Here is a 17,359-nt window from a genome sequence, read left to right as displayed (position 1 = left end):
GAAGCCGGCCGCAGCGCCCCTCATTGCTGGGCGGCATGCGCCCGCGTGGCGGCGCTGAGCGTGACCGAAACCGCCATGGCCTCGCCGAGACCGCCGAGACGCGAGCCGCGGATCGGCGCGGCCTCGAGGTAATCGCGCCCGATCGCGAGCCGGATGAAGCGCTCGTCGGCGCAGATACCATGCGTGGGGTCGAAGGCGATCCAGCCGATCTCCGGCACATATGCCTCGGCCCAGGCATGGCCGGCTTCCTGCTCCACGGTATCGGAGCGGAAGAAATAGCCCGAGACATAGCGCGCCGGGATGCCGCGCGACCGTGCCGCCGCGATGAAGACATGCGCGAAATCCTGGCAGACACCCTTGCGCGACGAGAAGGCCTCGATCGCGGTCGTCGCGGCATGGGTTTCGTCGAGATCGAAGGTGAAATCCGCATAGATTGCCGCCACGAGCCGGTGGAGGAAGGCGAAGCGGTCGCCACCCTCCTGGCTTGCGAGATCGGCGGCGAAGCCGGCGATGGCCGGGTCGGCCTCGGTCAGCCGCGTGGCGCCGGCCCAATAGGAGACGGGAAAGCGCTCGAACGCCCCGCGGACCATGCCGGCGCTGGCCTCGACATCGATCTCGCCATCGACGAGCACCCGCAGGGCATGCAGCGGCCCGTCGATCGAGAAGGTATGGGTGATGTTGCCATAGGCATCCTCGTCGCGGTCGAGCCGGCCATCGGCGTCGATCTCGACGCGCCAGCGGCGGACGAACTGCGCATCGTGATTGCGCGGGGTCAGCCGCAGGATCTGGATCGCGCCGCGCGCCGGCGTTGCGTATTCATAGGTGGTTTCGTGCCTGAGCTTCAGCCGCATCGCGCCGGTTCCGGTTGTCAGGCCGATTATTGCAGGTATTGCTCGCTGATCGCGAGCCCCAGCCGGTTGTTATCCGCGATGAACTGGCCCAGGAACTCGTGCAGACCGGTCTGGAACAGGGTGTCGCCGTCCTGGTTCTGGAGCCCGGCATAGATCTGCCACGCGAGGCGCTGGCTCGGCCCCTGGCGGCCGTAGCGGTCGGCCAGCAGGTCGAGCACGCGGTTCAGGTTCTCGTAGGAGAAGATCAGCGAGCGCGGCTGCTCCGGCTTGAGGATCAGGAAATCCGCCACCAGCCAGGGCTTGATGCCCTGCCGGTAGATCAGGTGGTAGGAATTGAGCGCCGAGACCGCGCGCAGCAGCGCCGACCATTGGAAATAATCGAGCCCGCCGCCCACCGGCTCCGCCTCCGGCAGCAGCACGTGGTATTTGACGTCGAGAAGCCGCGCGGTCGTATCCGCGCGCTCGACGAACATGCCGAGCCGCTGGAACCAGAAATGGTCGGTGCGCAGCATGGTTCGGTAGGCGGCGCCGTCGAAGCGCAGCGAGACCTCGCGCACATAGGCGAGAAATCTCGCGAGATCCTTCGAGTTGAGGCTTTCGAATTTGAGCCGCTTGATGTCGTTCCACGCCTCGTTGAGGATCTCCCACATCTCGGTGGTGATCGCCGTCCGCACGGCGCGGGCATTGTTGCGCGCCGTCTCGATGCAGGTGCGGATCGAGGAGGGGTTCGTCGGCCCCGCGATCAGGAAGCGGGTGACGGCGGCCTGGGTCGCCTCGGCATGCGTCTCATAGAACAGGTCGCGGCAGGTGGCCGTGGCGATGGCGCTCTCCCATTCGTTGGAGGTGCCGGCATAGGCCGAGGGCAGGGTGGCGAGGCGCAGCGCCACGTCGAGGATGCGCGCGAGGCTTTCCGCGCGCTCGACATAGCGGGAAAGCCAGTAGAGATTGTCGGCGGTCCGGGCGAGCATGGCCGTTCCCTCACCCGTTCGTCTGGTTTTGCGCGGGCGCCGGGGCATCCGCGCCCGGCCCCGCTTCCGGCGGATCGGTTTCCAGCACCCATGTGTCCTTGGTGCCGCCGCCCTGGCTGGAATTGACGACCAGCGAGCCCTTCTTGAGCGCGACGCGCGTAAGCCCGCCGGGCACGATGCGCACGCGGTCCGCCCCCGTCAGCACGAAGGGCCGGAGATCGACATGGCGCGGCGCGAGCCCCTCCTCGACATAGGCGGGCACGGTCGAGAGCGCGAGCGTCGGCTGGGCGATGTAATTCTCGGGATTGGCGCGGATCTTCGCCGCGAAGGCCTCGCATTGCGCCCTGGTCGCGTGCGGGCCGACGAGCATGCCGTAGCCGCCGGACCCGTTGACCTCCTTGACGACCAGCTTGGCGAGATTGGCGAGCACGTGATCGAGCGCCGCAGGCTCCCGGCAGCGCCAGGTTTCGACATTGGCGAGGATCGGATCCCGCCCCGTGAAGAAGCGGACGATTTCCGGCATGTAGGAATAGATCGCCTTGTCGTCGGCGACGCCGGTGCCCACTGCATTCGTCAGCGTCACATTGCCTGCCTTGTAGGCAGACATCAGCCCCGGCACGCCGAGGGTCGAATCCGGCCGGAAGGCGAGGGGATCGAGATATTCGTCGTCGATGCGGCGGTAGATCACGTCGACGCGCTGCGGCCCTTCCGTCGTGCGCATGTAGACGATGTTGCCGCGCACGAAGAGGTCTCGGCCCTCGACGAGTTCCACGCCCATGCGGTCGGCGAGGAAGGAATGCTCGTAATAGGCGGAATTGTAGGGCCCCGGCGTCAGCACCACCACGGTCGGCTCGCCCGGGGATGTCGCCGGCGCCAGCGAGCGCAGCGTGGCATGCAGGTCCTCGGGATATTGATCGACCGGCTTGACCCGCAGTTTTGAGAACAATTCGGGGAAGAGGCGCAGCATCGCCTCGCGGTTCTCCATCATGTAGGAGACGCCGGAGGGGGTGCGACAATTGTCCTCGAGCACGTGGAAGCATTCCGGCCCCGTCCGCACGAGATCGATCCCCGCCACATGGCAGTAGAGCCCCTTGGCCGGGCGGATTCGCGTCATTTCCGGCCGGAAGGCGGGGTTGGCGAGGATGAGATCCTCGGGTACGATTCCTGCCCGGACGATCTCGCGCGCGCCGTAAACGTCGCCGATGAAGGCGTTGAGCGCCTGCACGCGCTGTTCGAGCCCCTCGGCGAGGCGCTGCCATTCCGTCGCCGAGAGGATGCGCGGCAGGATGTCGAAGGGGATGATGCGCTCGGCGCCCTCCTCGTCGCCATAGACCGCGAAGGTGATGCCGATGCGCCGGAAGAACGCCTCGGCCTCCGCCTTGCGGTTGGCAATCATGTCGGGGCTCGCCTCACGGAACCAGGCCGCGATCTCGGCATAGGCCGGCCGCGGTGGAGCATCGATCCCGCCCATTTCGTCGAACGCCGCCGGGCCTGCCATTCCATCCCTCCCCGATGCCGCGCGGGTTGTTGTCGCGTCGGCCAAGAGGAAGCAGCAAGCGCCGGGCCAAAGGCCCCGCCGGTTGCCGGCGGGCGCCGCCTGTGTCCTCGTGCACCGCATTGTGCGGCAAGCGGCGCCGAATACAATGCCGCCCTTGGTCGGCCGGCCGATTTGCCGTTATACCCGGCGCCCGACACGGGCCGGATGCCCGCCCAACCCCGATCCGCGATGCCCCAGATGTCCGAACCGCTGCCGCCCGCCGCTCCCCGCGCCGAGATCGCCGAACTCGTGACGCTGCGTGACGTGCTGCGCTACGCCGTCTCGGCTTTCGCCGCGGCAGGGCTGCATCACGGCCACGGCGCCACGCGGGCGCTCGACGAGGCCGCCTTCCTGATCCTCGAAAGCCTGTCCCTGCCGGTGGACGATTTCAACGCCTTCGCCGATGCCCGGCTCACCGCGCGCGAGAAGGCGCTGCTCGGGGAGCGGATCGCCCGGCGGATCGAGACGCGGATGCCGGCCGCCTATATCACCGGCCGCACCTGGCTGCGCGGTTTCGCCTTCCGTGCCGATCCGCGGGCGATCGTGCCGCGCTCCTTCATCGCCGATCTGCTCGCCTCGCCGCTCTTCGACGGCACGGGTGGCGCGGCGGCGCTCGTGGCGGCGCCGGACGCGGTCGAGCGCGTGCTCGATCTCTGCACCGGCGGCGGCTCGCTTGCCATCCTCGCCGCGCATGCCTTCCCCGAGGCCGCGATCGACGCCGTCGAACTCTCTCCGCAGGCGGCGGCGCTGGCGCGCGAGAACATCGCCGATTACGGGCTCGAGGCGCGCATCCGGCTGCTGGAGGGCGATCTCTATGCGCCGCTCGGGCACGAGACCTACGATCTGATCCTCACCAACCCGCCCTATGTCGATCGCGAGACCATGGCCATGCTGCCGGCCGAATTCCGCCACGAGCCGGAAATGGCGCTGGCGGGCGGCGAGGACGGACTCGATATCGTGCGCCGCATCCTGGCGGGCGCGAAGGCGCGGCTTCGGCCCGGCGGCGGCCTGCTCTGCGAAGTGGGGCTCGGCCGCCCGGCGCTGGAGGCGGCCTTTCCCGACACGCCCTTCCTCTGGCTCGACACCGAGGAGAGCGAGGGCGAGGTGTTCTGGCTCGCGCGCCCCGATCTGCCCGGCTGATCCCGGCCGGGGCGCCGCCCTCAGGTGAACATGTCGGCCACGATGCCCGCATACCAGCCGATATTCTCCTGCTGGACCTGCCGGCGGTATTCCGCAGTTTCGTCGGTCTTGGAGATGAAGGTCTCGGCGGCGGTGATCTTGTCGGGCTTCGGCTCGTAACGGCCGCCGACCTTCACTGTGTCATCCGGTGCGATCAGGCTCCAGCAGGTATTGGCATAGCGCGCCGGGAAGGTGCGGGAATTGGTCAATTCGCCCCGGATCGCCATCGCCGCCACCTTGGCCTGGCTGTTGGCGGAGAAGCCGGATTTCGGCATGTCGCCGGCGATCGACGCATCGCCGATGATGAAGATCGCGGGGTCAAGCGTGGATTTCATGCTCTCGGGATCGATCGGGCAATAGCCCGAGGCATTCGCAAGCCCGGCATCGCGGGCGATCCTGCCGGCGCTCTGGGCGGGGATGACATTGACGAGCGCGCAATCCCGGTAGGTTTCGAAGCCGGTCGTGACCGTCATCGTCTTCGGATCGACCGATTTGATCCCGTCATGGACCTTCGGGCCGATCCATTCGACCATGCCGGGATAATGGCGTTCCCAGCCCTGCTGGAACAGCCCCTGTTTCGAGAAGCTCTCCTTGGGGTCGAGCACGAAGATCTTCGCGCGCGTCCGGCCGGATGCCTTGAGCTGATGCGCCATCATCGAGACGCGCTCATAGGGGCCGGGCGGGCAGCGGAACGGGTTCGGCGGTGCGATCATCACGATCACGCCGCCATCCTTCACCGCGTCGAGTTGCCGGCGCAGCAGCTGCGTCTGCGGGCCGGCGAGCCAGGCATGCGGCATCACCTCCTCGGCATCCTTTCCCCAGCCGGGAACGCTGTCGTATTTCAGGTCGATGCCGGGCGCGAGGACGAGCCGGTCGTAGCCGAGGCGGCTGCCATCGGCGAGCACGATCTCGCGCTTGCTGCGGTCCACGGCTGTCGCCCATTGCCGGACATGGCGGATTCCATAGGCCGAGGCCAGCTTGTCATAGCGATGGGTGATCTCGTCGAAGCTCTTGAACCCGCCGAGATAGAGATTGGAATGGAAGCAGGTGGTGAAGGTGTCCTTCGGCTCGACCAGGGTGACCTTGATCGCGCCCTGGCTGTCCTTGGCGATGTATTTCGCCGCCGTCGCGCCGCCGGCCCCGCCGCCCACCACCACGACGCGCGGCTTGCCCTGGGCCCGCACCATCGGCGCGGCGAGCGTGCCGGTGAGCGCTGCGGCGCCGGCGAGGATCTGTCTGCGGTTGATCATGTTTTCCTCCCGTGCGGGTTCATGCCCGTCATCGTCTTCTCACTGGATCTTGGGTCGGATGGCGAGCCCGCCGAAATAGGCGGCGAGCGCGGCGATTTCTTCGTCGCTAAGCGGTGCTGCGATGTTCTGCATCACGATATTCTCGCGCTGCTTGTCGCGATAGGAATGCATCACGGCGATGAACTGGTCCTCCGGCCAGGCGACGATCGGCGGAATGCCGGCGGTGGCCTGTCCGCTCGCCTGATGGCAGGTCACGCAGAGCGATGACAGATATTCGCCGAAGGCGGCATCGCCGCGCGGCCTGTGCTTCTCGCCCCAGGCCGGTGCCATCGACGCCAGCGCGAGAAGCGCCGCGATGCCGCTGAGCCCGATTGCGCGGGCATGTCGGGAGAGAAAACGGCGCTCACTCAACCTTCAGACCCTTGTTGCCATCCTCGGGCGTCACATCGATCACCCGTGCGCGGCCCGTGATCTTAGCATCGGGCTTGCAGTTTTTCATGCAAGGCTCCTGCGTCCAGAAGTGACGTTCTGCCTGTTCGCGGTCGTCGCCGTAGAAGGCAGCTTCGTTGGGGAGCCTCACCGTGGTGAAATTTTCCTTCGAGAGCACGAAATCGGCCGCCACGACATCGTTCTGATGCAGCAGGAAGGCCGTGATGGCGTAGACCTCGTCGTCGCTCAGCGAGCGGGCATCGCCATAGGGCATCGCGCGGCGGATGTAATCGAACGCCGTCGTCGGATAGGGCCAGAACGAGCCGATCGTTTTCTCCGGCGCCTCGCCCCGCAGTGAGCCATGCCCGCCGGCAAGGGCCGGCCAGCGCCCCGCGCCCTCGCCGAACTCGCCATGGCAGGAGGCGCAGCGCGCGAGATAGAGCGCCTCGCCCTGCTTCACCGAGCCGCGTCCGGGCGGCAGGCCGGCACCGTCCGGTCGCACGTCGATGTCCCAGGCTGCAATCTCCTCGGGCAGGGCGGGCCGGCCGAGCCCGGCCTTCTTCGCCGGCGCCGGACTGGCGACCAGAGCCGCCGCGAAGGCGGCGAGCAGCGCTTTACGAAACCTCGACATTCTCCGTCTCCCCATCCGGGCGCACCAGCCATGTCTGGATGCCGTTGTTGTGGTAGATGGAATTAAGCCCGCGCACCTTGCGCAGCTCGGCCTTGCCGGGCTGGACATAGCCGGTCTCGTCCATCGCGCGCGACTGGATCAGCAGTTCGCGGCCATCCCAGTCGAAATCGAGATAGAAGCGCGTGAGCGAGAGCGGCAGGACCGGGCCGTCGAGCCGGGCCGTCGTCCAGTTGCGGCCACCATCGAGCGAGACATCGACACGGGTGATCGTGCCCCGGCCCGACCAAGCGAGCCCCGAGATTACGTTTGGCCCGCGCGCGACGAGCGGCGCCTGCGGCGAGGGGCTCGTCACCACGCTCTTCGCGTCCATGATGAAGGTGAAGCGGCGGGCGCGGCCATCGGCGAGGAGATCGGTGTATTTCGAAGTCTCTTCCCGATGATGCCAGGGCTGGTCGCCGACCTCGATGCGGCGCAGCCATTTTACCCACATATTGCCTTCCCAGCCCGGCACGACGATTCGCAGCGGATAGCCCTGTTCCTGGCGCAACGCCTCGCCATTCATGCCCCAGACGACCATGCAATCCTTGAGCGCCTTCTCGATCGGGATCGAGCGCGTCATGGCGGAGGAATCGGCGCCCTCGGGCATGATCCAGCGCGCGCTGGTCCGCAGGCCGGCCTCGTCGAGCAGCGCTTTCAGCGGAATGCCGGTATAAAGCACGTTGTGGATCATGCCGTGGGTGAACTGGCAGCCGTTCAATTGCGCGCCACGCCATTCCATGCCGCCATTGGCCGCGCATTCGAGGAAATAGACCCGGTTCATCCGCCCCGGGAAGCGCTTCAGATCCTCCATCGTGAAGACCAGCGGCTTCTCGACCAGACCGTTGATCATCAGCCGATGCTTGGAAGGGTCGATTTCCGGCGCGCCGCCGTGATGGCGCTCGAAGCACAGTCCGTTCGGGGTGATGATACCGTCGAGCGCGTGGATCGGCGTGAAATTGACCGAGCTCTCGCGGCTCGCCGTCAGCCATTCGACATCGCGGCGGATGACATGGCGCTCGAATTTCGAGGGTTTGCCGTAGGGATGCGCCGCCACGCCGTCCCCGAGATACCGGTTCCAGTCCTGGATCTCGGTGATGTGCGGGTCTGGGGTCGTTCGGGCTCGCGCGCCGCCCGCGACAAGCGCGGTGCCGGCGCCTGCGGCGGCGGCGAGAAAGCGGCGGCGGCTGCTGGCGGGCGGGGGCGGATTATCGGGCATCGCGTTCCTCCGGCAGGGGGTCAGGGGGTTCCGGCGAGGCGGACGGCGCCGAGGGGCCGGGGCGTCACCACCTTCCGGTGGGCGAGATGTTCGCTGACGACATCCCAGATCGGCGGACCTTGCGTATCCTCGTTGATCGAGGCCCAGCCGGCGACGACATAGGCACGATCGGCATCGAGCGGCCGGCCGTCGCGCAGCAGGGTGAGTTCCGAGATCCGGCGCCCCTGGCGCTCATAAGGGTCGATCGTGAAGCCGAGCCCGCCGACGCGCACCATGTCGCCGCCGCCCTGGGCATAGGGATCGGGATTGAAGATGTTGTCGCCGATATCCTCGAGGACGAGCTTGATCTGCGCGCCCGTCATCGTCGTGCGATAGCAGTTCGGATAGGTGAGGGCGCAGGCATTGGTCACGTCCTCGAAGGTGATATCCTGCCCCGGCAGCAGGCTCGCGCCCCAGCGCACGCCGGGGGACAGCGCGATCTCGGCATCACGCACCGCGAGCATCGCATCGGTGAACAGGTCGTCGAGCGTTCCCTGGAAATTGCCGCGGCGATAGAGAAGCCCCTCGGTGCGGCCGAGCACCCGCGCCAGTTCCGCCGCGAACGGCGCCCGCTTCGCCGCGATGAGCGCCGCCATCGCCGGATCCGGCCGGATCGCGTCGGAGAAGACCGGGATCAGGCGATAGCGGTAATCCCGGATTTCTCCGGCGCGGATATCGAGATCGAGGCGCGAGACGAACTTGCCGTGGCTGCCGGTGGCAATGAGCAGGGTGCGGCCGACCGTCACCGGCTCGGGCAGGGCATCATGCGTATGCGCGGTGAGGATGACGTCGATTCCCCGCACGCGGGATGCCATCTTTCGATCGATATCGAACCCGTTATGCGACAGCAGCACGACGAGCCCCGCGCCTTCCGCCCGCGCGGCATCGACCTCCTTCTGCACGTCCTCGTCCTTGAGGCTGAAACGCCAGTCCGGGAACATCCAGCGCGGATTGGCGATGCCGGTATAGGGATAGGCCTGGCCGATCACCGCCACCCGGACGCCGCCCCGCTCGAAGCTCCGGCGCGGCTCGAAGACGCGGTCGTCGAATTCGCTTTCGCGTACGTTCTGCGCAAGGAAGGGGAAACCGAGGCTCTTGGTGAGTTCCGCGACGCGTGCCGCGCCGAGCGTGAATTCCCAATGCCCGGTCATCGCGTCGGGCTTCAGCAGGGCCATCGCTTCGACGATATCCTGCGCCCGCGTCTGGAGCGAGGTCCAGGAATTCGTCCAGGTGTCGCCGCCGTCGAGCAGCAGGCAGCGCTCCGCCCCGCGCTCGGCGCGAATCGCCTCGACGACCCGCGCGATTCGGTCGAGTCCCCCCATGCGGCCGTAATTCCGCGCAAGCGCGACGAAATCCTCGCTCGTCAGGGCATGGGCCATCGCCGAGCCGGGCGCCAGGCCGTAATGGGCAAGGAAATCCTTGCCGGTGAGATGCGGCACACGCCCCTTCATCTCGCCGATGCCGAGATTGATCGAGGGCTCACGGAAATGGAGCGGCATGAACTGCGCATGCAGATCCGTGAGATGGATCAGCGTGACATTGCCGAGCGGCTCGAAGCGCAGCAACTCGGCTTCGCCCAGCCGCTGCTGTGCCGCAAGCCGGCCGAGTGAGGCCGAGCCGCCGGCAAAGGCCGCGGCGGCCGCGCCTGCCTGCAGGAAATCGCGTCGTGAGATCATGCGGTTCCCTCCGCGCGGGGAAGACCCTGCGCGCCTGCGTTGCGGTTGTTCTGGAATGGCGGCGCGGCCCGGGCCGCGCCGTCGCCTAGCCGACGGCCAGCTTCGCCTTGGCCTCGTAGACCGAGCCGTCGTCATCCTTCCAGGCGAAGGTGAACTCGCCGCTCTCCTGCGCCTTGAAGAAGAAGGATTGATACGGATTGGCCGAGATCGCCGGGTGCCAGGTCGCCTCGAAGAAGACCTTGCCGTTGAAGGCCGCGGTGAAGCCATGGATGATCTTGCGCGGGATGGTCTTGCCGGCCTGATCCTTGCGCTGGCCGGATTCCATTTCGTGGCTGATCAGCGTCTTGATCTCGATGATCTCGCCGGCCTTGGCGTTGCCCGGAACCCGGATACGCGGCGTGGGTTTGGTGCTCATCCTCGTTCCTCCCTGCTCAGCCGCCGCAGCCGCCGATTGTCACCTTGACATTGGCGCTGGCGCTGTGGAGCGCGCCGCCCGCCATCTCGGCGATGCAGATGATGTTCTGCGTCTGGGAGAGTCGCATGCGCACCGAGGCTGCGGCCTTGCCGCTCTCGGGCGTGAAGCGGAAGCTCAGTACGCCCGGCAGCGGATTGCCATCCGCGAAGACATGCACGGCCTTCACATGGTCCTGCGCGGTCATCGGGCTCTCGACCTCGATGTTGATCGGCACGACGAGACCGTTCTCGGCGATCTGCGGCACATCAAGCTTGATGCGGCCATCCGTCGGCTTCCTGTCGGCGTAGAGCTTTCTGATCTCGGCCTCGACCGCGGCTGCATCGGCATGCGCCAGCCGCGGCGCGATCATCAGGGCCGCGGCGCCGATCGCCGGAAGGGCGAATGCATCGCGACGGGTAACGGCCTTGTGAAGAGCCATCTCGTTCTCCTTGGTTTCCGGCAATCCCCGGGGGCCGGATATCTCCGGTTCCCGATAATGTCCGGGGCGGTTGGTTCCGCATTTTCCGGCCGCCTCTTGACGACGACCGGTTTCCTCCCTCAAGCTGGACATATCAATACATCCGCTTTCGTGAATGTAAAGACGGATAAGAAAAGAGGCAGCACCGATTACTGCCAGACTAGCGGATCAACTGCGGACGCCAAGTCCGTTCGGTGTCGCATTCGCTGGAAGGCGGTGAAATCTCCGGTGCCGGCTGGAGGGGGGAAGAACGATGCGGACAAGACGCGGATGCGTGGCGGCGTGCGCCGCGATCCTGTTGCTGGCCGCCGGCAGCGCGCCGGCGCAACAGGCTGTGGATACCGAGAAAGAACTCGAGAAATACCGGCAGATGATGTCGGATCCGATGTCCAACCCGGGGTTCCTCAATGTCGATCGCGGCGAAGCGCTGTGGACGCAGAAGCGCGGCGCGCGGAATGCGAGCCTCGAGACCTGCGATCTCGGCATGGGGCCCGGCAAGCTTGAAGGGGCCTTCGCGCGTCTGCCGCGTTATTTCGCCGATGTCGATCAGGTGATGGACCTCGAGCAGCGTCTCAAGCATTGCATGGAGACGATCCAGGGGCTCGACACGGCCGATATCCTGCGCCGCCGCTTCGGCGCTCCGGGGCGCGTCTCGGACATGGAGGACCTCGTCGCCTTCATCGCCAACAAGTCGAGCGGCATGAAGTTCGAGGTGCCGCTGAGCCATCCGAAGGAACGCGAAGCCTATGCCATCGGCGAGGCGCTGTTCTACCGGCGCTCGGATTTCATGGATTTCTCCTGCGCCACCTGCCATGGCGAGGAGGGTAAGCGCATCCGCCTCCAGCCGCTGCCGCAGCTCAACAAGCCCGGCCGGGATGCCCAGATGACCATGGGGTCCTGGCCGACCTACCGCGTCAGCCAGAGCCAGACGCGGACGATGCAGCACCGGCTGTGGGATTGCTACCGCCAGATGCGCACGCCCGAACCGGTCTATCTCTCCGAGGGGATCACCGCGCTGACGCTCTATCTGGTCAAGACCGCCGAGGGCGGCGAGATCCAGGTTCCTTCGATCAAGCGCTGAGGAGGGCATGATGAGGACATTCTTTTTCGCCGCGCTGGTCGTGCTAGCCGCCCAGGTCCCGGCCCTGTCCCCGGCCGTCGCGCAGGTCGGCGCGCCCCCTGATCCGGCGGCGCTCGAACGCGTCACGAAGGCGATGTGGCCGAAACGCCCCGAGGGCTGGGAGAACCGCATCTCCTATGACGAGACGCAGGCGGCCTGTTCGCGCTTCCGCAACGAATTGCCGCAGGCCGAATTCGAGCGCGTCCGCGCCCGCGAGGCCGCGACGATCCGCTTCCCGGCCGATGGCAACGTGCTGGGGGATTGGAAGGCCGGGCAGAAATACGCCAATGACGGTCGCGGCGGCACCTTCACCGACCGGCCGATGACCAATGGCGCGAATTGCTATGCCTGCCACCAGATGGATCTCGCCGAGCTGAGCTACGGCACGCTTGGCCCCCCGCTCGTGGGCTATGGCAAGCTGCGCAATTACGCTCCCGAGGAGGCCAGGGCGGCCTATGCCAAGATCTACAATTCCATGGCGACCATGCCCTGCTCGACCATGCCGCGCTTCGGCTATCACGGCTTCCTGACGGAGCAGCAGATGAAGGATCTCACCGCCTTCCTGTTCGACCCCGCTTCGCCCGTGAACAAGTAGCCAATCGCCCGGATTTCGGGGCATAAGGAGGATCGCCGGCCCCGCCGGCGGTTCCACCCGGATTGTTCATGGCTTCTGTCGCGTCCACCCCGCCCTTCGAGCCGCATCCCGCCCGGCACGCCGTGCTGACGGAGGCGCATTCGCGGCCGTTCTTCCCCTTCGCCGCGCCGGCCCGGCTCATCGGGCTCGCCTTCCTGCGCGGCGCGGAGCCGGCGGAGAAGCTGCGCGAGCGGCTCGATGCCTTCGCGCGTTCGCATGGCCGCTCGCCGGCGCCCGAGGGCGCGCGGCACCATCGCCACGATCTGCCGCAGGGGCTCTTCCGCTGGGAGGAGCATACCGAGTTCATGACCTTCGTGTTCCTGCTGGCCGGCGAGCACGCCCGGTTCGAGGCGCCGGCCGCGGATCTGATGCGTTCCCTGCCGCTGCCGGAGCAGCCGGGGCCGCATCTTGCCTCGATCGACATCGCTCTCGTGGAGGCAGCCGAGCGCGAGAAAGCCATGCAGCGGTTGCGGCAATCGATTCTCTCCCATTCGCGCATCGAGACGGGCATGGCCGAAGTCGCCTCGGATTTCGCGCCGGACGAGGGCGGGTTCGTGCGCGTGGTGGTCGTCAATCACGGCATGACGGAGCGCCGTCTCGGGGCGCTGGCGCGCGACATCACCGAGATCGAGTTCTACCGCACCATGGCCCTGCTCGGCTTGCCCGAGGCGCAGCGGATCGGCCCGGTGATCCGCGATGTCGAGCAGGGGCTGGCGAAACTGACCGCGGAACTCGTCCACCGCCAGAGCCTCAGCGATGGCGATGCGCTGCTCGCGCGGCTCACCATGATGACCGCCAGGGTGGAATCCGAAATCGCCCGGACCACGTTCCGCTTCGGTGCGACCCGCGCCTATGCCGCGATCCTCGCCGAAAGGCTGGCGACGATGGCGGAGCCGGCCGGGGATTCGGCGCCGGCGATCGCAAGCTTCCTCGAGCGGCGCAATGCGCCGGCCTTCCGCACCTGCGAGCGGATGGAGGACAATCTGGCGGGCCTCGCCGCGCGCCTGACACGCGCCTCGGGGCTGCTGCGCACCCGCATCGATGTCGAGCTGGCGAAGCAGAACAACGCCCTGCTCGCGGCGATGGCCGAGCGGACGCGGCTTCAGCTCCGGCTTCAGGAGACGGTCGAAGGGCTCTCGGTTGCCGCGATCAGCTATTATGTCGTCGGCCTCGCCGGTTATCTGCTCAAGGGCGCGAAGGAGGCGAAAGTGCTGCCGCTGCCGCTCGATCTCGCGATGGGGCTCTCGGTGCCGGTGATCGTGGCGCTGATGTGGGTCGTCATGCGCCGGCTGCGCCGCGGCCCGGACGATTCTCGGCATTGAGCCCGGCGGCGCTCGGGCGTCCCGCTTCGGCAGGGCGGGGCTGGCAGACATATTCCAAAAGCGCTATATTGGTGGTCCGTCCGTTCCCGGAGAGCGACCCTGTGCGCCCTGGCCTTGTCGTCCCGCATTCCACCGTTCCGCGCATCGCCCTGCCGCCTTCCCCGGCCCGGCACGGCCTCATGGCGGCGGCCGGCGCGGTGCTGGCATGGCTCCTGTTCGCGGCGCGGCCGGCCGCGGCCGCGGAACTGGTGATGTTCGAGCGCGCGGGCTGTCCCTGGTGCCTGCGCTGGGAGCGCGAGATCGGTCCCATCTACCCGCTCACGGACGAGGGCAGGCGCGCGCCGCTCCGCCGCGTCAGCCTTGAGCGGCCGCTGCCGCCAGGGCTCGACATGCGGGAGCCGGTTTTCTATTCCCCTACCTTCGTGCTGTTCGACGGCGGCCGCGAGATCGGGCGGATCACCGGTTATGCCGGTGAAGATGCCTTCTGGGGGCTGCTGAAGCCGTTGATCGCGCGGCTCGGCGCGGCGGAATGAGACGGCCGGGTTCTCGGATCCGGCATTAACGGAAATGGATCGTATGGCCCCGCTCAGGACCAACCCGGAACCGGACGCGCAGGAGGACGGGGATTTCTCCCCCGAACTCGATCAGATGATGCGCAAGGCCCGCAAGGCCAGCGATTTCCTCAAGGCGCTGAGCCACGAGAGCCGCCTGCTGCTGCTCTGCCTGCTCGCCGAGAAGGAGCGTTCGGTGAGCGATCTCGAGGCCATCCTCTCGCTGCGCCAGCCGACGGTTTCGCAGCAGCTCGCCCGCCTGCGGCTCGACGGTCTCGTCCAGGCCCGGCGTGAGGGCAAGGCGATCTTCTACAGCCTCGCAAACGACGATGTGCGCGCGGTGATCTCGGTGATCTACAAGATTTTCTGTGCGCCGCCCGCCGGCGAGCCGGATTGAAGCGGCCGCTTCGCGCGCCCCGGCGCTTCCGCCGCGGCGCGCGGCGCCGGAGCGACGGGATTGCCGGCCGATCATCCCCGCATGCCCCGTTGACCTCGGCGCGACCATAGCGGATACCGGCGCCGGGAGCCGCCGGGTCGGCATGGAGCCGGCCCGTCCGGAGGGTGCATGAACGACGCAAGCGAGACAGCGCCGATCGCGGCGGGCCAGCGGGCGCGGCGCGCGCGTCTGCTGCGGATCGCGGGCACCATTGCCAGTCTGGCATTGTTCGCGCTCTCGCTGGTCGTGCTCTATGTGGTGATCGGCGAATTGGAGGCGGCTGAGGTCCGGGCTGCCTTCGCGCGGGCGAGCGCCGGCCAGGTGGGGCTGGCGCTTGCCTTCACCGCCCTTTCCTACCTGATGCTGACCGGATATGACCGCATCGCGCTCAAGGAAGTCACGACGCTGGCCATCCCCTACCGGATCGCCGCCCTGGCCTCCTTCACGAGCTATGCCGTCAGCTTCACGATGGGCTTCCCGCTGCTGACGGCGGCGACGGTGCGCTACTGGATCTATTCCTCGGTCGGTCTCGGCGCCAAGGCCATCGCCTCGCTGACCCTGATCGCCGGCATCACGTTCTGGCTCGGCATGGGCGTGGTGCTCGGCGCGGTGATGATCCTGCTGCCCGGCGCCGCCTCGGCCTTCACCCGGCTTCCGCTGGCGCTCAACATGCTGCTCGGCGCGGCGGTCCTCGGCGCGGTCGGGTTCTACCTGTTGCTGGTCGCGCGCGGCGGCGGCCGCTCCGCGATCGTCCAGGGCTGGGCGCTGCGCTTTCCCGGGCTCGACGTGACGCTGAAGCAGATGGCGCTCGGTGCGGCTGATGTCTGCGCCGGAGCGGCGGTGCTCTATGTGCTCCTGCCTCCGGCGGCCGAGGTGCCCTTCGCCACCATGCTCGCGGCCTATGTCTTCGCCTGCCTGCTCGGCATCGCGAGCCATGCGCCGGGCGGGATCGGGGTCTTCGAGGCGACGATGCTGCTGGCGCTGCCCGGCGTGCCGAGCGAGGCGCTGCTCGGCGCGCTGCTTGTCTATCGCCTCTGCTATTATCTGCTGCCCTTCGTGCTGGCGCTGATCCTGCTCGGGACGCGCGAGATCATGATCCGAGCCGGCATTCTCCAGCGGCAGCTCGCCGCGCCGCCGGGACGCGGCCCCGATGCGTGAGGAGCCGGCTGCGGTCTCGCCGGGGCTCGTCCTCGCCCGCATCGCGGCGATCCTGCTGATTCTCGGAATTCTCCTGCTCGCACCCGGCTCGCGCTATCCGATGCTGACGGTGCTTCTCGCCTTGCTGCTGCTGCTGATCGTGCTTGCGGCCTTTCCCCGGCACGGCCATCTCGCGGCGAACAGGGGCGAGACGGCGCGCAGCGAGCCGGTGCTCGGCGATGGGCGGCTCAACGCCGTGCTCGACGCGATTTCCGCGCCCACGGTTCTGATCGACCGGCGCGGCATCGTCATGCACGGCAACGCAGCCGCCTTCGCCGCCTTCCCGGGGCTGCGCAACGATCATCCCGTGGCCTTCGGCATCCGGGCGCCGGACATGATCGCCGCGATCGAGGCCGTTGTCCGCTCCGAGCCGGAGGCGCATGCGACGATCATCGACCGCGTGCCGGTCGAGCGCAGCTTCGACGTGCTGATCCGCCGCCTCGCTTTGGAGCCGGACGGCCGGCGTCCGCCGGTCGGGGCGCCGTTCGCGATGATCTTCATGCAGGACACCACCGACGCGCGGCGCCTGGAGGCGATGCGGGTCGATTTCGTCGCCAATGCAAGCCACGAACTGCGCACCCCGCTTGCCTCGATCCTCGGCTTCATCGAGACGTTGCAGGGCGCCGCCCGGAACGATCCGCAGGCCCGCACCGCGTTCCTTGCCATCATGGAGGCGCAGGCCCGGCGCATGGCGCGGCTGATCGAGGATCTGCTCTCGCTGTCGAAGATCGAGCTCAGTGCGCATATCCCGCCGTCGGATCCGGTCGATCTCGCCCTGCTCGTGCGCTCGGTCTGCGACGCGCTGGGCGGGCTCGCGCGCGATCGCGGCGTGACCCTCGTGCTCGACGTGCCCGAGGCGCCGATGGTCGTGATCGGCGATCGCGACGAATTGGTGCGCGTGGTCGAGAATTTGGTCGAGAACGGCATCAAATACGGCCAGAGTGGCGGCCGGGTCGAGATCCGGATGTCCCGCACCGACGCGCCGGAGGAGGGCGTGCTGCTGGCCGTACGGGATTTCGGGCCCGGCATCGCCGCCGAACACCTGCCCCGCCTGACAGAGCGTTTCTACCGTGCCGATGTCAATGAAAGCCGCGATCAGGGCGGCACCGGCCTGGGGCTCGCGATCGTCAAGCACATCGTCACCCGCCATCGCGGCCGGCTGGCGATCGACTCCCGGCTGGGCGAGGGCTCGACCTTCACAATCATTTTGCCGGGCAAGCGCGACCTTCCGGAAACCTGAGTGATTTCAATTCTTAAAACTGTCATCTAACCGTCATCTCAGGCGGCTATTACCGCGGGTGAACGCACGGATCCCCGTCGCGCGGCCTGTCGCCGCGCCCGTTCCAACAGGA

Annotated in this window: 18 protein-coding genes; 8 read left to right on the top strand and 10 right to left on the bottom strand. The window is 67.5% G+C overall.

From position 1 onward, the window contains the following. Positions 1 to 20: 20 nt before the first annotated feature. The 3 genes from FWJ24_RS08440 to FWJ24_RS08430 are packed head-to-tail and all read right to left on the bottom strand — an operon-like array spanning position 21 to position 3,317. On the bottom strand, positions 21 to 851 hold the full coding sequence (locus FWJ24_RS08440) for a transglutaminase family protein (protein ID WP_150287378.1): 831 nt from the start codon (positions 849 to 851) through the stop codon (positions 21 to 23). Positions 852 to 877: 26 nt separating this feature from the next. Continuing rightward, positions 878 to 1,819, bottom strand: coding sequence for an alpha-E domain-containing protein (locus FWJ24_RS08435; protein WP_150287377.1), 942 nt, complete (start codon positions 1,817 to 1,819; stop codon positions 878 to 880). Between the two features lie 10 nt (positions 1,820 to 1,829). Further along, positions 1,830 to 3,317, bottom strand: coding sequence for a circularly permuted type 2 ATP-grasp protein (locus FWJ24_RS08430; protein ID WP_150287376.1), 1,488 nt, complete (start codon positions 3,315 to 3,317; stop codon positions 1,830 to 1,832). Positions 3,318 to 3,554: 237 nt separating this feature from the next. Here FWJ24_RS08430 and prmB point away from each other — a divergent pair, with 237 nt between their 5' ends. Continuing rightward, complete coding sequence (gene prmB, locus FWJ24_RS08425; RefSeq protein WP_150287375.1) at positions 3,555 to 4,496, top strand: 50S ribosomal protein L3 N(5)-glutamine methyltransferase; 942 nt, start codon at positions 3,555 to 3,557, stop codon at positions 4,494 to 4,496. A gap of 20 nt (positions 4,497 to 4,516) precedes the next feature. Here the strand turns inward: prmB and FWJ24_RS08420 are convergent, their stop codons facing one another. The 7 genes from FWJ24_RS08420 to soxY all read right to left on the bottom strand — a co-directional run bounded on the left by FWJ24_RS08420 (position 4,517) and on the right by soxY (position 10,708). Further along, the gene (locus FWJ24_RS08420; protein WP_150287374.1) at positions 4,517 to 5,785 is read right to left on the bottom strand and encodes an NAD(P)/FAD-dependent oxidoreductase; all 1,269 of its coding nucleotides are present in this window, start codon (positions 5,783 to 5,785) and stop codon (positions 4,517 to 4,519) included. 39 nt (positions 5,786 to 5,824) lie between these two features. Further along, entirely contained in the window at positions 5,825 to 6,196 is a 372-nt protein-coding gene (locus tag FWJ24_RS14725) for a c-type cytochrome (protein WP_206110816.1), read from the bottom strand. Further along, complete coding sequence (locus FWJ24_RS08410) at positions 6,189 to 6,845, bottom strand: c-type cytochrome (protein WP_150287373.1); 657 nt, start codon at positions 6,843 to 6,845, stop codon at positions 6,189 to 6,191. Before FWJ24_RS08410 ends, FWJ24_RS14725 begins: the two co-directional genes overlap by 8 nt. After that, the gene (soxC, locus tag FWJ24_RS08405) at positions 6,829 to 8,100 is read right to left on the bottom strand and encodes a sulfite dehydrogenase (RefSeq protein WP_150287372.1); all 1,272 of its coding nucleotides are present in this window, start codon (positions 8,098 to 8,100) and stop codon (positions 6,829 to 6,831) included. Before soxC ends, FWJ24_RS08410 begins: the two co-directional genes overlap by 17 nt. Before the next feature lie 20 nt (positions 8,101 to 8,120). Beyond that, positions 8,121 to 9,815 carry a thiosulfohydrolase SoxB gene (soxB, locus tag FWJ24_RS08400; protein WP_150287371.1) on the bottom strand — a complete coding sequence of 565 codons (1,695 nt, stop codon included), beginning with the start codon at positions 9,813 to 9,815 and terminating at the stop codon, positions 8,121 to 8,123. 85 nt (positions 9,816 to 9,900) lie between these two features. Then, on the bottom strand, positions 9,901 to 10,230 hold the full coding sequence (gene soxZ / locus FWJ24_RS08395) for a thiosulfate oxidation carrier complex protein SoxZ (RefSeq protein WP_150287370.1): 330 nt from the start codon (positions 10,228 to 10,230) through the stop codon (positions 9,901 to 9,903). 16 nt (positions 10,231 to 10,246) lie between these two features. Beyond that, complete coding sequence (gene soxY, locus FWJ24_RS08390; RefSeq protein WP_150287369.1) at positions 10,247 to 10,708, bottom strand: thiosulfate oxidation carrier protein SoxY; 462 nt, start codon at positions 10,706 to 10,708, stop codon at positions 10,247 to 10,249. A gap of 292 nt (positions 10,709 to 11,000) precedes the next feature. Between soxY and soxA the strand changes: the two genes are divergently transcribed. The 7 genes from soxA to FWJ24_RS08355 all read left to right on the top strand — a co-directional run bounded on the left by soxA (position 11,001) and on the right by FWJ24_RS08355 (position 17,247). Further along, a complete protein-coding gene (gene soxA / locus FWJ24_RS08385; RefSeq protein WP_150287368.1) occupies positions 11,001 to 11,828 on the top strand; it encodes a sulfur oxidation c-type cytochrome SoxA in 828 nt (275 codons plus the stop codon). Positions 11,829 to 11,838: 10 nt separating this feature from the next. Beyond that, positions 11,839 to 12,462 carry a sulfur oxidation c-type cytochrome SoxX gene (soxX, locus tag FWJ24_RS08380; protein ID WP_150287367.1) on the top strand — a complete coding sequence of 208 codons (624 nt, stop codon included), beginning with the start codon at positions 11,839 to 11,841 and terminating at the stop codon, positions 12,460 to 12,462. 68 nt (positions 12,463 to 12,530) lie between these two features. After that, positions 12,531 to 13,823 carry a DUF3422 family protein gene (locus FWJ24_RS08375; RefSeq protein WP_150287366.1) on the top strand — a complete coding sequence of 431 codons (1,293 nt, stop codon included), beginning with the start codon at positions 12,531 to 12,533 and terminating at the stop codon, positions 13,821 to 13,823. A gap of 179 nt (positions 13,824 to 14,002) precedes the next feature. Continuing rightward, positions 14,003 to 14,356 carry a thioredoxin domain-containing protein gene (locus tag FWJ24_RS08370; protein ID WP_150287535.1) on the top strand — a complete coding sequence of 118 codons (354 nt, stop codon included), beginning with the start codon at positions 14,003 to 14,005 and terminating at the stop codon, positions 14,354 to 14,356. A gap of 43 nt (positions 14,357 to 14,399) precedes the next feature. Continuing rightward, on the top strand, positions 14,400 to 14,771 hold the full coding sequence (locus FWJ24_RS08365) for an ArsR/SmtB family transcription factor (protein WP_150287365.1): 372 nt from the start codon (positions 14,400 to 14,402) through the stop codon (positions 14,769 to 14,771). 168 nt (positions 14,772 to 14,939) lie between these two features. Continuing rightward, positions 14,940 to 15,968 (top strand): lysylphosphatidylglycerol synthase domain-containing protein, encoded by a 1,029-nt coding sequence (locus tag FWJ24_RS08360; protein ID WP_246155618.1) that lies wholly within the window; start codon positions 14,940 to 14,942, stop codon positions 15,966 to 15,968. Next, on the top strand, positions 15,961 to 17,247 hold the full coding sequence (locus tag FWJ24_RS08355) for an ATP-binding protein (protein WP_150287364.1): 1,287 nt from the start codon (positions 15,961 to 15,963) through the stop codon (positions 17,245 to 17,247). The genes FWJ24_RS08360 and FWJ24_RS08355 overlap by 8 nt, the downstream gene beginning before the upstream one ends. Positions 17,248 to 17,359: the final 112 nt, after the last annotated feature.

It is taken from the genome of Rhabdaerophilum calidifontis (assembly GCF_008641065.1).
Lineage (GTDB): Bacteria > Pseudomonadota > Alphaproteobacteria > Rhizobiales > Beijerinckiaceae > Rhabdaerophilum > Rhabdaerophilum calidifontis.
The sequence above is the reverse complement of the archived record's forward strand: the minus strand, read 5'-3'. Positions and strand labels throughout refer to the sequence as shown.

Coding starts and splice junctions, on each gene's coding strand:
- FWJ24_RS08440 (WP_150287378.1), bottom strand. CDS start 851: ATGCGGCTGAAGCTCAGGCACGAAACCACCTATGAATACGCAACGCCG.
- FWJ24_RS08435 (WP_150287377.1), bottom strand. CDS start 1,819: ATGCTCGCCCGGACCGCCGACAATCTCTACTGGCTTTCCCGCTATGTC.
- FWJ24_RS08430 (WP_150287376.1), bottom strand. CDS start 3,317: ATGGCAGGCCCGGCGGCGTTCGACGAAATGGGCGGGATCGATGCTCCA.
- prmB (WP_150287375.1), top strand. CDS start 3,555: ATGTCCGAACCGCTGCCGCCCGCCGCTCCCCGCGCCGAGATCGCCGAA.
- FWJ24_RS08420 (WP_150287374.1), bottom strand. CDS start 5,785: ATGATCAACCGCAGACAGATCCTCGCCGGCGCCGCAGCGCTCACCGGC.
- FWJ24_RS08410 (WP_150287373.1), bottom strand. CDS start 6,845: ATGTCGAGGTTTCGTAAAGCGCTGCTCGCCGCCTTCGCGGCGGCTCTG.
- soxC (WP_150287372.1), bottom strand. CDS start 8,100: ATGCCCGATAATCCGCCCCCGCCCGCCAGCAGCCGCCGCCGCTTTCTC.
- soxB (WP_150287371.1), bottom strand. CDS start 9,815: ATGATCTCACGACGCGATTTCCTGCAGGCAGGCGCGGCCGCCGCGGCC.
- soxZ (WP_150287370.1), bottom strand. CDS start 10,230: ATGAGCACCAAACCCACGCCGCGTATCCGGGTTCCGGGCAACGCCAAG.
- soxY (WP_150287369.1), bottom strand. CDS start 10,708: ATGGCTCTTCACAAGGCCGTTACCCGTCGCGATGCATTCGCCCTTCCG.
- soxA (WP_150287368.1), top strand. CDS start 11,001: ATGCGGACAAGACGCGGATGCGTGGCGGCGTGCGCCGCGATCCTGTTG.
- soxX (WP_150287367.1), top strand. CDS start 11,839: ATGAGGACATTCTTTTTCGCCGCGCTGGTCGTGCTAGCCGCCCAGGTC.
- FWJ24_RS08375 (WP_150287366.1), top strand. CDS start 12,531: ATGGCTTCTGTCGCGTCCACCCCGCCCTTCGAGCCGCATCCCGCCCGG.
- FWJ24_RS08370 (WP_150287535.1), top strand. CDS start 14,003: ATGGCGGCGGCCGGCGCGGTGCTGGCATGGCTCCTGTTCGCGGCGCGG.
- FWJ24_RS08365 (WP_150287365.1), top strand. CDS start 14,400: ATGGCCCCGCTCAGGACCAACCCGGAACCGGACGCGCAGGAGGACGGG.
- FWJ24_RS08360 (WP_246155618.1), top strand. CDS start 14,940: ATGAACGACGCAAGCGAGACAGCGCCGATCGCGGCGGGCCAGCGGGCG.
- FWJ24_RS08355 (WP_150287364.1), top strand. CDS start 15,961: ATGCGTGAGGAGCCGGCTGCGGTCTCGCCGGGGCTCGTCCTCGCCCGC.